10 protein-coding genes are annotated in these 13,810 nt (G+C 73.5%); 6 read left to right on the top strand and 4 right to left on the bottom strand.

Annotation, left to right across the window (positions count from 1 at the left end; all coding sequences use genetic code 11):
* Positions 1-897 precede the first annotated feature (897 nt).
* The 3 genes from ACFVN3_RS00145 to ACFVN3_RS00135 all read right to left on the bottom strand — a co-directional run bounded on the left by ACFVN3_RS00145 (position 898) and on the right by ACFVN3_RS00135 (position 3,908).
* Positions 898-2,196 (bottom strand): PrsW family intramembrane metalloprotease, encoded by a 1,299-nt coding sequence (locus ACFVN3_RS00145; protein WP_378229322.1) that lies wholly within the window; start codon positions 2,194-2,196, stop codon positions 898-900.
* Positions 2,197-2,380: 184 nt separating this feature from the next.
* The gene (locus ACFVN3_RS00140) at positions 2,381-2,800 is read right to left on the bottom strand and encodes a transferase (RefSeq protein ID WP_378229320.1); all 420 of its coding nucleotides are present in this window, start codon (positions 2,798-2,800) and stop codon (positions 2,381-2,383) included.
* A gap of 106 nt (positions 2,801-2,906) precedes the next feature.
* The gene (locus ACFVN3_RS00135; RefSeq protein WP_378229318.1) at positions 2,907-3,908 is read right to left on the bottom strand and encodes a LacI family DNA-binding transcriptional regulator; all 1,002 of its coding nucleotides are present in this window, start codon (positions 3,906-3,908) and stop codon (positions 2,907-2,909) included.
* Between the two features lie 178 nt (positions 3,909-4,086).
* On the opposite strand from ACFVN3_RS00135, the gene ACFVN3_RS00130 reads away from it, so the two are divergent.
* From ACFVN3_RS00130 to aspA, 6 genes are all read left to right on the top strand, one after another.
* The gene (locus ACFVN3_RS00130) at positions 4,087-5,373 is read left to right on the top strand and encodes an extracellular solute-binding protein (RefSeq protein ID WP_378229316.1); all 1,287 of its coding nucleotides are present in this window, start codon (positions 4,087-4,089) and stop codon (positions 5,371-5,373) included.
* An 8-nt stretch (positions 5,374-5,381) separates the two neighbouring features.
* Positions 5,382-6,407 carry a carbohydrate ABC transporter permease gene (locus ACFVN3_RS00125; RefSeq protein ID WP_378229314.1) on the top strand — a complete coding sequence of 342 codons (1,026 nt, stop codon included), beginning with the start codon at positions 5,382-5,384 and terminating at the stop codon, positions 6,405-6,407.
* Positions 6,407-7,300, top strand: a complete 894-nt coding sequence (locus tag ACFVN3_RS00120) for a carbohydrate ABC transporter permease (RefSeq protein ID WP_378229312.1) — start codon at positions 6,407-6,409, stop codon at positions 7,298-7,300. The genes ACFVN3_RS00125 and ACFVN3_RS00120 overlap by 1 nt, the downstream gene beginning before the upstream one ends.
* Before the next feature lie 215 nt (positions 7,301-7,515).
* Positions 7,516-9,945: a beta-glucosidase gene (locus tag ACFVN3_RS00115; protein ID WP_378230302.1), complete on the top strand. Its 2,430-nt coding sequence runs from the start codon at positions 7,516-7,518 to the stop codon at positions 9,943-9,945.
* Positions 9,942-11,534, top strand: a complete 1,593-nt coding sequence (locus tag ACFVN3_RS00110) for a family 43 glycosylhydrolase (protein ID WP_378229310.1) — start codon at positions 9,942-9,944, stop codon at positions 11,532-11,534. The genes ACFVN3_RS00115 and ACFVN3_RS00110 overlap by 4 nt, the downstream gene beginning before the upstream one ends.
* A gap of 46 nt (positions 11,535-11,580) precedes the next feature.
* Entirely contained in the window at positions 11,581-13,104 is a 1,524-nt protein-coding gene (gene aspA, locus ACFVN3_RS00105) for an aspartate ammonia-lyase (RefSeq protein WP_378229308.1), read from the top strand.
* Positions 13,105-13,198: 94 nt separating this feature from the next.
* On the opposite strand, the gene ACFVN3_RS00100 is transcribed toward aspA, so the two are convergent.
* Complete coding sequence (locus tag ACFVN3_RS00100) at positions 13,199-13,753, bottom strand: TetR/AcrR family transcriptional regulator (RefSeq protein WP_378229306.1); 555 nt, start codon at positions 13,751-13,753, stop codon at positions 13,199-13,201.
* Positions 13,754-13,810 lie beyond the last annotated feature (57 nt).

Raw genomic sequence — 13,810 nt, 5'->3', positions numbered from 1 at the left:
GCATACCTTCATCACGCGCGGAGACGCTCTGCGATGACGGGTTCAAGCGTCCACCGGCCCGGCCCTCGGAGCTCGCACCATGGTCGGCCACCGCGCGCGCAGCAGGGCAGTCCCTCACCTCGCGATCGTGCGCGCGGCCCGCTCCGTAGCGATGCGGGGCTGCGCACCGGTGCTGGAGGCGAGCGGCCTCCACCGATCGGAGTCTTCATGGCGCCCAGGAGCGAACCGCGGGACGGCCTCGAGGTCATCCGTCGTCGGGTCTTGGCCGTGCGGAGCGCAAGCGCCGTACACCCAGGAGAGCTGCACCGAGCAGGACGAGGGCCACCGCCCCGACCACGGCGCGAGTGAGGAACACCCCCGTCCGGGCGAAGTACGCTGGCCAGCCGGCGTACCTGTCAGGCTCCTCGGCGGACGAGGGCGAGCCTGACGGATCAGCCGGAGTCGGCTTCGTCGAGTGCGTCGGTCCCTCGTCCGTAGCCGATGTCACGGACTGCGTGGCGGCCGGGACACCGTGATCGACGTCGCCACCCAGGGTTGAGGACGTCGCGAACACGATTGCCAGCGTCGCGACGAGCGGCCACCGACTGTCCATGGTCCACACCACGCCGTTCCCCGCGTGCGGTGAACGGGACGTCCACCGTCCGGATCTCGACCATGGCACGCTCGCCCGGGGCTGTCCATCGTGTCGGTGGACGATGGCGATGGAGCCAGGTCCTCGTGCTGAACCGCCCCGGCCTCCGTAGAGGCTCTGGTGTGCCCCCTGCCGCGAAAGGTCAGGCGGGCATGAGCGCGGGACACGAGGGTGTCCGGGGTGCGAAGACTTCAGACATCTCCACCGAGCCCGGAGGTCATCCCTTCGACGACCGGAACTGCCACCAACCTCGTGACTGGGCAGACCTAGTACACGCCCTGGCCGGGCACCCACGCGTCGGTCGTGAAGCCGGACGGTGCTCCGGGCGACCACGGCGCGGGCGGCGGCTGCGGCGTCCGGACGAGGAACGCCTGGCGCGCCGTGAGCATGAGCTGGAGCAGCGCGCGGCGCTGCCCCTCGACCCGCCACGCCTCGACCGCGCCGCGTGCGACCCGGTCGTGGAGCAGCGCGAGCTCCGTCGCCGCCTGCTGGTAGTCCCGCATCGCGTGCGCGGCGCCGGCGCCGCCCGTGCGGCGAGCCCAGTCGCGGGCCTGGCGGCGCGACGCGAGCGTCGAGAGCATCGTGAGGTCCGCCGGCGTGACCAGGCCCGTGGGGACGTAGGGGACGAGCTGGCGCTGGATCGTCGCGACCGTGCGGCGCCGGTCCCGGACGAGGAGCACGATCAGCGTGATCAGGACCCCGAGCCCCGCGAGGTAGGCGACCCCCAGCGCGAGCGTCCCGAAGCCGGTCGAGGCGTTCCACAGCATGTGGAGCGCGATCGCGGCCGCGAGGCCGCCGATCGGCGCGAGGACCCGGCGCGGTCCGGGCGGGCTCGTGGCCGCGCTCGCCACGCCGAGGCCCGTGAGCGCCGTGCACAGCGGGTGCAGCAGGGGCGTGACGAGCGCGCGGAGCACGAACGTCGGGCCGAGCGTGCCGTCCTGCGCCGCCATGATGAAGTACGTGACGTTCTCGACCGCCGCGAAGCCGAGCGCGACCATCGCGGCGTAGATGACGCCGTCGGTCCAGCCGTCGATCTCGTGCCGACGGAACCACAGCATCCCGAACAGCACGGCGCCCTTGAGGATCTCCTCGACGAACGGGGCCCCGAACGACGCGACGACGTACCAGCCGACCTCCTCGCCGAACAGCGGCGCGGTGAGCAGCTCGAGCCCGAGCGTGTTGAGGATCCCCGCGACGAGGGTCGCGATGCCCGCGCCCCACAGGAACGCCACGACGAGCGCGCTCGGCGGCTCCGGCTCGAGGCGGTCGAGCGCGAGCACGACCGGCACCCAGATGCCGAGCGGCACGAGCGCCAGCAGGAGGCCGACCGTGAACGTCCCGACCCCGGACAGCGCCGCGAGCACGAGGCCGACGAGCAGGCACAGGCTCGCGACCGCGATCGTCACGATGACGCCGACGCGCGCCCTGCCCGGCGGACGACCCTCCAGGACTGCGCGCGGGTCGAGCGGCACCGCGGTGCCCGCAGGACCCTGCGGGTGCGGGGGCACCGGCGTCGGCTGCGGGCGCGGCGGAGGGACGGCAGGGCCGTGCGGCGGGTACGTCACGGGCGCCAAGGCTACGCACCCGGGCACCGCGGGGGAAAGGTGTCCGCCGCCGGTGGCGCCGAACCCGGGGTTATGGGGACCGCGGTCGTCGAAACCGGGGATGTCGCCGGGCTCGGCGCGAGACGCGCCGACAAACCCCGGTGTCGGCGCGGCCGTGAGCGGGGTCGGAAGGTGGTGGTCGCTGCTAGGCGGCGACGTCGTAGCCGGACCGGACGCCGCCCCGGCGGCGCACGGTGGCGTCGTCGGGCACGATCTCGTCCGGCGGGACGACGGCGCCCGGCTCCACGAGCACGCGGCGTCCGACGCGCGCGCCGCTGCCGACGCGGGCGCGGTCGCCGACCCGGGTCTCGGGGGAGATGCGTACGTTGTCGCCGATGCGGACGTCCCGGCCGAGGGTGACGTCGCGGTCGATCCAGCTCCCCTCGCCGAGCAGCGACCCGTGCCCGACGACGGCCCCCTTCTCGACGTACGTGCCCGACCCGACGGGGACCGACTCGGGGACGCGGGCGTGCGGCGAGACGAGGCCGCCGCCGGTGTGGCGCTCGTAGTGCATGATCTCGCCGTAGTCGTTCTCGACCTGGACACGGCGTGCGAGGCGGGCCATGTGACCTCCTCAAGGTCTGTCGGCAGTGGTACTGCTGACATAACGTCGGGGAGGTGCCCAGGATTCCAGCCTCGCCGGCGCCCCGCCCGGCGTCGTCTCGCCCTGGTCAGACGGCGCGGGTGGTCCCGCGGACGACGAGGGTCGTGGGGAGGCGGACGTGGGGTTCGCGGGTGTTGCCCTCGACGAGGTCGACGATGAGCCGCAGGGCCTCGGCGCCCATGCGGTGGATCGGCTGGTCGACGGTCGTCAGGGGCGGGGTGGTGAGCGCCGACTCGGGGACGTTGTCGAACCCGACGACCGAGACGTCGTCGGGCACGCGCAGGCCGAGCTCCGCGGCGACCTCCATGGTGCGGATCGCGGAGAGGTCGTTGGCGGCGAAGATCGCGGTGGGGCGCTCGGGCAGCGAGAGCAGCTCGTGCGCGGGGGAGTCGGCGAGGTCGGGGCGGTAGCCGCCGACGCGCACGAGGTCGGGGTCGAACGGGACGCCGGCGTCGGCGAGCGCCTCGCGGTAGCCCTGCTCGCGCAGGCGCGCGGACTCCAGGTCGGGACGGCCGGCGAGGAAGCCGATGCGGCGGTGGCCGAGGGAGAGCAGGTGCTCGGTGGCGGCGCGGGCGCCGGCGAGGTTGTCGGAGTCGACGGTCGGGGGGCCGGAGGGGCCGCGGTGCGGGTCGACGGCGACGACGGGGATGGAGTTGCCGGGCGCGACGACGGTCGGGGTGACGAGGATGGCGCCGTCGATCAGCGTGCCGCCCAGCCGGGAGAGGTAGCGCTGCTCCCACCCGACGCGGTCGTCGCGACGCAGCCCGCCGGAGTAGGCGAGCAGCTCGTAGCCGGTGCCGTCGACGGCCTCGGAGATGCCCTTGAGCAGCTCGGTCGAGAACGGCTCGAACTCGGCGACGAGGATGCCGATGACGTTGGTGCGGCTGCTGCGCAGGCTGCGCGCGACGATCGACGACTCGTACCCGAGCTGGTCGATGACCTCCTGGACGTGCCGAGAGGTCTCCATGGCGACGCCGTAGCGGCCGTTGATCACCTTGGAGACCGTCGCGACGGAGACGCCGGCGGTGCGGGCGACGTCGCCGATCGTGACTCTTCCGGTGGAGCGCATGGGGATGACAGTAGCCCGTGAGCGGCATGTGCGGCGCCGTGTGTAAAACGTTATCGATAACGATTGACACGAGGACGTTCGGGCTGCGAGAGTCGCTCGTGGCGGCCCCGACGCGGCGGCAGCCCGGCGCGCTCGAGGCAGCGTGCGCCCTGTGCGACTCGACGAAGAGGACGGAACGATGAAGTCTCGGAAGCTCCTGGCGGCGACCGCCGTCGCGATGGCGGGCACGCTCGTGCTCTCGGCCTGCGGAGGCGGGGGCGACTCCGGCTCGGAGGACGGCTCGGTCTCGATGACCTTCTGGCACAACTCCACGACCGGTGACGGCAAGGCGTACTGGGAGGACACGGTCGCGGCGTTCGAGGAGGCGAACCCCGGCGTCACGATCGAGATCCAGGCCATCCAGAACGAGGACATGGACGGCAAGCTCCAGACGGCCCTCAACTCGGGCGACGCGCCCGACATCTTCATGGCTCGCGGCGGCGGCAAGCTCGCCGACGTCGTCGAGGCCGGCCAGGCCAAGGACCTCACCGACCTGATCGACCCGGCGGTGAAGGAGGCGGTCGGCGGCTCGCTGAGCGCCATGACGGTCGACGACAAGGTCTACGGCGTGCCCGTGTCGATCCTGCCGGGCGGCCTGTTCTACAGCGCGGACCTGTTCGAGGCGGCGGGCGTCACCGAGAACCCGGCGACGATCCCCGACCTGGAGGCCGCGAACGAGAAGCTGCGCGCGAGCGGCGTCGCGCCCATCGCCCTGGGCGCCAAGGACGCGTGGCCGGCCGCGCACTGGTACTACTTCTTCGCCCTGCGCTACTGCTCGCAGGACACCATGAACGAGGCCGCCTCCACGCGGACGTTCGACGCCCCGTGCTGGACCGAGGCCGGGGAGGCGCTCGCGGACTTCGCCGCGACGGAGCCGTTCAACGAGGGCTTCCTCACGACCTCCGCGCAGCAGGGCGCCGGCTCGTCGGCGGGCCTCCTGGCGAACCACCAGGCCGCGATGGAGCTCATGGGCGCCTGGGACCCGGGCGTCATCGCCTCGCTCACGCCCGACGGCCAGCCGCTGCCCGACCTCCAGTGGTTCCCGTTCCCCGAGGTCGAGGACGGTGAGGGCGAGCCCGGCGCGATGATGGGCGGCGTCGACGGCTACTCGTGCTCCGCGGACGCCCCGGACGAGTGCGCCGAGTTCCTCAACTTCGCGCTGTCGAAGGAGTCGCAGGAGGCCTACGCCGACGCGTTCCAGACGCTCCCCGCGAGCTCCGAGGCGCAGGGCGTCGTCACCGACCCGGCTCTCGTCTCGATCCTCGAGGCGTACAACGAGGCGCCGTACGTCTCCGTCTGGCTGGACACGCTGTACGGCCAGAACATCGGCAACGCCCTGAACACGGCCGTCGTGAACCTGCTGGCCGGCAAGGGCAGCCCCGAGGACATCGTCCAGGCCGTCAACGACGCAGCGGCCAAGGAGTAGCACCAGCCATGAGCGTGTCCCAGGGCGAGACCTCGCCGAGCACGACGACGCCCGAGGACCGGGCCGGGGGCGGCGCCGGCGCCGTGCAGCCGCCCCCGGCCGCCGCGGCGCGGGCCCGCCGCCCGCGCCGCGGGCGCTGGGGCCAGCGGGCCGAGATCGCGGTGCTCGCCGGGCCCGCGCTCGTCGTCTTCCTGACCTTCGTCATCGTCCCCGTGGTGATGGCGGCGTACTACGGGTTCTTCAAGTGGAAGGGCTTCGGGCCGCCGACGGAGTTCGTCGGGTTCGAGAACTACCTCATCATCTTCCGCGACCCCGAGTTCCTCGCGGCGCTGGGGCACAACGCGTTCATCGTCATCATGTCGCTCGTGCTCCAGGGCCCGGTCGCCGTGGTCGTGGCGCTCATGCTCAACCGGCGCATCCGCGGCCGCTCGGTGATCCGCGTGCTCGTGTTCGTGCCGTACGTGGTGTCCGAGGTGATCGTCGGGACGGGCTTCAGCCTCATGCTCGCGACCACGGGCGCCGTGAACGACCTGCTGGAGCGCATCGGCCTCGGGTTCCTCACGGTCGACTGGCTCGCCGACCCCGACGTCGCGATCTGGACCCTGCTGCTCATCATCACGTGGAAGTACATCGGCTTCGCCGTGATCCTCTTCCTCGCGGGCCTCCAGGGCATCCCCGACGAGCTGGGCGAGGCGGCCGCGATCGACGGCGCGTCGTACTGGAAGACCCAGCGCTTCGTGACGCTCCCGCTGCTCGGCCCGACCGTCCGCATCTGGGCGTTCCTGTCGATCATCGGCTCGCTCCAGCTCTTCGACCTCGTCTACATCATCTGGGGCCAGTACGTGGCCTCGACGGCGGGGACGTCGACCATGGCGACCTACATGGTGGCGAACGGCCGCAACGCGGGGAACTACGGGTACGGCAGCGCGGTCGCCGTCGTGCTGTTCCTCATCTCGCTCGCGGTGGCCCTCGTCTACCAGCGGTACGTCCTGCGCCGTGACACCGAGGGCGCGATCACGGAAGGGAAGAAGTGATGGCCACCGTCACCGCGGCGCCCGCGCCCGAGCGTGCCCCCGGCGCCAAGCTCCCGAAGGAGCCGCGCGGCTCCGGCATCGGGCGGGGCGGCCCCCTGACCTACGTCGTCGCGTGGCTGCTCGTCGGCGTGTGCCTGGCCCCGATCGCGTACATCGTGGTCGGCGGGTTCCGCACGAACGCGCAGATCACGGCCGACCCGTCGGGCCTGCCCGACCCGTGGCAGCTCGACAACTACGTCGGGGTCCTGACGAGCTCGCTGTTCTGGCATCAGCTCGGGAACTCGCTCGTCGCCGCGCTGCTCACGACCCTCGGCGTCGTCGTCCTCGGCCTCATGGCGAGCTACGTCATCGCGCGCTACTCGTTCGTCGGCCGCGGGGCGCTGTACGCGCTGTTCGCCGCGGGCCTCATGTTCCCCATGACCGTCGCGATCACCCCGCTCTACATCATGATCCGCTCGCTCGGGCTGATGAACTCCGTGGGCGGCCTGGTGCTGCCGCAGATCGCGTTCGCCCTCCCGACGACCGTCATCATCCTCGTCCCGTTCCTGCGCGCCATCCCGCGCGAGATCGAGGAGGCGGCGTCGATCGACGGGGCCAGCCGGCTCGGCTTCTTCTTCCGCATGGTCGTGCCGCTGTCCCTGCCGGGCGTCATCACCGTGGGGATCCTCGCGTTCGTCGCGAGCTGGAACAGCTACATGCTCCCGCTCTTCATCCTCAACGACGAGACGTCGTACACGCTCCCGCTGGGCGTGCAGGCGTTCGCGTCGCAGTACTCCGTGGACACCGCCCGCGTGCTCGCCTTCACGTCCCTGTCGATGATCCCCGCGCTCGTCTTCTTCTCGCTGTTCGAGCGGCGCATCGTCGGCGGGCTCTCCGGAGCCGTGAAGGGCTGACCGTCCGCTCGTCCGCGCACCCGTCCCTGCCCCGCGTCGCGCGCGGGGCAGGGCCACCATCGAAGGAGAACGGTCCCGTGACCGACGTCGTCCCTGCCGTCCCGACGGCCCTCACCGGCTCCCCGGAGCCGACCACCCCGGCACCGCGCACCCCGCGCCCGGCCTCGCCGCAGCCGCCCACGGTCTCCGAGCAGGTGCGTGCGCTCCACGCCCGCATGACGCTCGACGAGAAGCTCGCGCAGCTCGTGGGCTACTGGCTCGACCAGAACGGCACCGTCGCCCCGATGCAGTCGGAGATGACGGCGGGCCAGCAGGACGGCGGCCGCCTCGCCGAGATCACGCGGCACGGCATGGGGCACTACACGCGCGTCTACGGCACGCGGCCCGTCGAGCCCGCGGAGCGTGCCGCGTGGCTGTGGGCGGAGCAGCGCCGGCTGAAGGAGGAGACCCGCCTGGGGATCCCCGCGATCGTGCACGAGGAGTGCCTCACGGGCCTCGCCGCGTGGAAGGCCGCGACGTACCCGACGCCGCTCGCGTGGGGCGCGTCGTTCGACCCGGCACTGGTCGAGGAGATGGCGCGCGAGGTCGGGGAGTCGATGCGCGCGCTCGGCGTGCACCAGGGCCTCGCGCCCGTGCTCGACGTCGTGCGGGACCCGCGCTGGGGCCGCGTGGACGAGTGCGTGGGCGAGGACCCGTACCTCGTGGGCACGGTCGGCACGGCGTACGTGCGCGGCCTGCAGGACGCGGGCGTGCACGCGACCCTCAAGCACTTCGTCGGGTACTCGGGCTCGCGCGCCGGCCGCAACCACGCGCCGGTGAGCGCGGGGCCGCGCGAGCTCGCCGACGTCTACCTCCCGCCGTTCGAGATGGCCGTGCGCGACGGCGGCGCGCGGTCGGTCATGGCGTCGTACGTCGACGTCGACGGCGTGCCGCTGCACGGCAGCACGGAGTACCTCACCGAGATCCTGCGCGAACGCTGGGGCTTCGACGGCGTCGTCGTCGCCGACTACTTCGGCGTCGCGTTCCTCGAGGTCATGCACCGCGTCGCGGCCGACCGCGGGGACGCCGCGGCGCAGGCGCTCGAGGCCGGCCTCGACGTCGAGCTGCCCACGGGGGACGCCTACCTCGCGCCGCTCGCGGAGCGCGTGCGCTCCGGCGCGCTCGACGAGGCGTGGGTCGACCGCGCCGTCCTGCGCCTCCTCAACCAGAAGGAGGAGCTCGGCCTGCTCGACCCGGCCGCCTACGCCGACGAGCCGCCGACGGCGATCGACCTCGACACCCCGCGACAGCGCGCGACCGCGCGCCGCCTCGCGCAGGAGTCGCTCGTGCTGCTCGCGAACGACGGCGTCCTGCCGCTCGTGCGTGGGCGCCGCGACAGCGCTGACGGCGCGCCGTCCGCCCCGTTGCGCGTCGCGGTCGTCGGGCCCAACGCGGACTCGTCCGAGGCGCTCATGGGCTGCTACTCGTTCGTCAACCACGTGCTCGCGCACCACCCCGGCACGCCGGCCGGCATCGCGCTGCCCACGGTCCTCGAGTCGCTGCGCGACGCGCTCGCCCCGACCGGCGCCGAGGTGGCGCACGCCGTCGGCTGCGCGGTCGACGGCTCCGACATCTCGGGGATCCCCGAGGCGGTGGACGCCGCGCGCGCCGCGGACGTCGCGGTCGTCGTCGTGGGCGACGAGGCGGGGCTGTTCGGGCGCGGCACGGTCGGTGAGGGCAACGACGTCGAGTCGCTCGAGCTCCCGGGCGTGCAGCGGCGGCTCGTCGAGGAGGTCGTCGCGTCGGGGACGCCCGTCGTGCTCGTGCTGCTCACGGGCCGTCCGTACGCGATCGGCTGGGCGTTCGGGGACGACGCGGGCGCGGACGGCGCGACCCCCGGCCGCCCGGCCGCCGTCGTGCAGGGCTTCTTCCCCGGCGAGGAGGGCGGGCGCGCGGTGGCCGACGTGCTCGTCGGCGACGTCAACCCCTCGGGCCGCCTGCCCGTGTCTCTCCCGCGCGCGGGCGGGGCGGAGCCCTTCTCCTACCTGCACCCCGTGCTCGGCGGGCCGTCGGACGTGACGTCCGCGGACCCGACGCCCGTGCGGCCGTTCGGGTTCGGGCTGTCGTACACGCAGTTCGCGTACGCGGACCTCGAGGTCGACCCGGCCGTCGCGGCGGGCGGGACGTTCCGCGCGGCGGTCACCGTGACCAACACGGGCGCGGTGGCGGGGACGGACGTCGTGCAGCTCTACGCGCGCGACGTCGTGGGCTCCGTGCCGCGCCCCGTCGCGCAGCTCCTCGGGTATGCGCGCGTCGACCTCGCCGCGGGCGAGTCGCGCCGCGTGACGTTCCGCGTCCCGACGACGCGCCTCGCGTTCTCCGACCGCCGCCTCGCGCGCGTGGTCGAGCCGGGCGACGTCGAGGTGTGGGTCGGCGCGCACGCCGGCGCGATCGACGCCGCGCCCGGGACCGACGACCTCGGGTCGACGACGGGCGGCGCGATCGTCAACGAGTCCGCCCCTGCCGAGCGCCGGGTCGTGCCCGGCGCGGCGACCGCGCGCGCGACGCTCGCCGTCACCGGGCCGGTGCACGAGGTCACGGCCGCGGACGAGCGGCTCGTCGCGGTCGAGGTCTCCGAGCGGGTCGAGGCGGGGGAGCGCGCGTGACCCTCGTCCCGAACCCGGTACTGCCGGGATGCTTCCCCGACCCGTCGGTCTGCCGCGTCGGTGACGACTTCTACCTCGTCACCTCGACGTTCGAGTACCTGCCCGGCCTGCCCGTGCTGCGCAGCCGCGACCTCGCGACGTGGGAGCACGTCGGGGACGTCGTCGACCGGTCGGGTCAGCTCGACTACGACGGCATCCGCTCGTCGGGCGGCCTGTACGCGCCGACGCTGCGCCACCACGACGGCACGTTCTGGCTCGTGTGCACGCTCGTGGACCCGGAGGACGACTCCCGCGGCGGCAACTTCGTCATGACCGCGACCGACCCCGCCGGGCCGTGGTCCGACCCCGTGTGGCTGCGCGACGAGGGCGGCGAGCGGGTCGCCGGGATCGACCCGTCGATCTTCTTCGACGACGACGACCGCGCGTGGCTGCACGGGACCCGGCTCGCGGCCGAGCCCGAGTGGTTCCACCAGACCGAGGTGTGGGTGCGCGAGCTCGACCTCGCGACGCTCACGCTCGTGGGCCCGGAGCACGTCGTCTGGACGGGGGCCGTGCGGGGCGCGGTGTGGGCCGAGGGGCCGCACCTGTACAAGGTCGACGGCTCGTACTACCTGCTCGCGGCCGAGGGTGGCACGGACTTCCACCACGCGGTGTCCGTCGCGCGCGCCTCCTCCGTGACCGGGCCGTACGAGGGCAGCAAGGCCAACCCCGTGCTGACGCACCGCCACCTCGGGCGCGGCGCGGACGTCGTCGGCGTGGGCCACGCCGACCTCGTCGAGGCGCCCGACGGCACGTGGTGGGCCGTGCTGCTCGCCATGCGCGTCTACGGCGGCTACCACTACCCGCTCGGGCGCGAGACGTTCCTCGTCCCCGTCGTGTGGGAGGACGGCTGGCCCGTCCTCGCGCCCGGCGAGGGCCGCGTGCCCGACGTCGTGGAGGTCCCGTTCGCGGGCGCGGCGCCCCGGCCCGCGATCCAGGGCGGGGCGAGCGGCGTCGTCGGCCCGGGCGACCCACGCTGGTGCGCGGTGCGGGCCGTGCCGCGGGACGTCGCGGCCCCGGCGGGCGAGGGCTGGGCGCTGCCCGTGCGTCCGGCGACGCTCGCCGAACGAGGCGTGCCCGCGTTCCTCGGGGTGCGCCAGCAGCACCGCGACGTCGACGTGACGGTCACGCTGCGCGTGCCCGAGGTCGCGGGGGAGCGGGCGGGCGTCGTCGTGCGCCAGTCCGAGCGGGACCACGTGCGGCTGCTCGTCGAGGGCGGCCCGGGGGAGTCGCGCCGCGTCGTCGCCGTGCACCGTCGGGCGGGGTCGGACGAGGTGGTCGGCGAGACCACCGTGGGCGTCGCGCCCGGCGAGCCGGTCGCCGTCGGGCTGCGCGTGCGCGGGCAGGACTACGGGCTCGTCGCCGGTCCGGCGGGGGACGAGTCCGGCGGCCCGCTCGAGCCCGTCGCGACGGTGGACGGCCGCACGCTCGACAGCACCGCGGCGGGCGGGTTCCTCGGGCTCTGGCTCGGGGTGCACGCGACGAGCGAGGGCCGGCCGACGACGTCCGTCGTGCGCGTGGACCGGTTCGCCTACGAGCCCGTGGGCTGACGCGCCCCGGGCGTGCGGGACGGTCCGGCGGGGCTACGGTCGGGGCATGTCGAGCGAACGGACACGCACCGAGGTGGACCTGCTGGGACCGAAGGAGGTCCCGGCGGACGCGTATTACGGAGTCCACACGGTGCGGGCGATGGAGAACTTCCAGATCTCGGGGACCACGGTGAGCGACGTCCCCGAGATGGTCCGGGGCATGGTCATGGTCAAGAAGGCGTCGGCGCTCGCGAACCGCGAGCTGCGAACGATCCAGCGCGACGTCGCCGACGCGATCGTCGCCGCGTGCGACCAGATCCTCGACCACGGCCGATGCCTGGACCAGTTCCCCGTGGACGTGTTCCAGGGCGGTGCGGGCACGAGCGTCAACATGAACACCAACGAGGTCGTGGCCAACCTCGCGCTCGAGCTCGCCGGGTTCGAGAAGGGCCGCTACGACGTCATCAACCCCAACGACCACGTCAACCGCTCGCAGTCGACCAACGACGCGTACCCCACGGGCTTCCGGCTCGCGGTGCACGAGCTCGTCGGCGCGCTCCAGGGCGAGGTCCGCCGGCTCGAGCGCGCGTTCGACGAGAAGGCGTCGGAGTTCGCCGACGTCCTGAAGATGGGCCGCACGCAGCTCCAGGACGCGGTCCCCATGAGCCTCGGCCAGGAGTTCGCGGGGTTCGCGGTGAACGTCGGCGAGGAGATCCGGCGCCTCGAGGTCGCGGGCGAGCTGCTGCTCGAGGTCAACCTCGGCGCGACGGCGATCGGCACCGGGCTGAACACGCCGCCCGGGTACCCGAAGGTCGCGACGCGACGCCTCGCCGAGGTGAGCGGTCTCCCGACGGTCCCGGCCGAGAACCTCGTCGAGGCGACCTACGACAACGGCGCCTACCTCGCGGTCCACTCCGCCCTCAAGCGGCTCGCGGCGAAGCTCTCGAAGATCTGCAACGACCTGCGCCTGCTCTCGTCCGGGCCGCGCGCGGGGCTGGGGGAGATCAACCTGCCCGAGCTCCAGGCCGGGTCGTCGATCATGCCCGCCAAGGTGAACCCGGTGATCCCCGAGGTCGTCAACCAGGTGTGCTTCAAGGTCATGGGCAACGACGTGACCATCACCCACGCGGCAGAGGCGGGCCAGCTCCAGCTCAACGTCATGGAGCCGGGGCTCGCGCAGGCCATGTTCGAGTCGCTGCGCCTCCTCACCAACGCGTGCGTCGCGCTGCGTACCAAGTGCGTCTCGGGCATCACCGCGAACGTCGAGGTGTGCCGCCGCCACGTGCTCGACTCGATCGGCATCGTCACGTACCTCAACGAGATCATCGGGCACCGCAACGGCGACCTCGTGGGCGCCGAGGCCGCGCGGACCGGGGCATCGGTCCGCGACGTCGTCGTGGCGCGCGGGCTGCTCACGCCCGAGGAGGTGGACGCCGTCCTCACGACCGAGAACTTCCTGCGCCCGCGCTACACCGGCCGCTACTACGCGCCCGACGAGCGCGGCCTGCCGGCCGCGGGCGAGGAGGGCGAGTCGTCGCGCGTCGTGGAGTCCGACGACGCCACGGGCGCACCCCCGGAACCCGAATCCTGACGCCGAGGTCGACCCGCCCGTCGCCAGATCGACCTCCTGAGGGTCGATCTCGGCCGCTCGGGTCGATCTCGCGGCGGGGCGCAACGACGCCGGGTCACGCCCCCGCGAGGGCGCGGACCGCGCGCTCGATGGCGGGGCGCAGGTCGAGGCCGGGGTCGACGGTGAGCCGGTGCAGGAGCAGCCCGTCGCCGAGGGCCATGAGGGCCCGGGTGGCCGGGACGGGGTCGGCGATGCCGACGGCGGTGACGATCTGCTCGGTCCACCGCTCGAACGCGCGGCGCTGCCGCCGCAGGGGCTCGCCGAGCTCGGGGTCGCCGGAGAGCTCGAGGAAGAGGGCGTAGCGCGCCCGGGTCCGCGCCGCGAACGGCCCGGACTGCGCCTCGGTCATGGCGCACAGCCCGTCGACCAGCGCGTCGGCGCTCGTGATCGCCGGCATCGCGGCCACGTCGAAGTCGGCGCGCTCCTGCTCGGCGATCCGGTCGACCACGCCGGCGAGGAGGGCGCGGCGGGTGCGGAACCAGTTCGACGTCGACCCGGGCGGGAGGCCGGCGCGCCGGTCGACCCGCGCGTGGCTCAGCGCGCGCACGCCGTCCTCTCCGAGCACCTCCACGGCGGCGTCCAGCGCTCGTTCTCGGGTGGTTGCGGCCATGGACTCCCTCTCGCGACCGATCTACTATGAACATAGTAGTCGCTCGCACGAAGGAGT

Source organism: Cellulosimicrobium sp. NPDC057862, from assembly GCF_042797035.1.
Classification (GTDB): Bacteria; Actinomycetota; Actinomycetes; order Actinomycetales; family Cellulomonadaceae; genus Cellulosimicrobium.
Note: the sequence above shows the minus strand (reverse complement) of the source record. Positions and strands in the feature narration are given on the sequence as shown.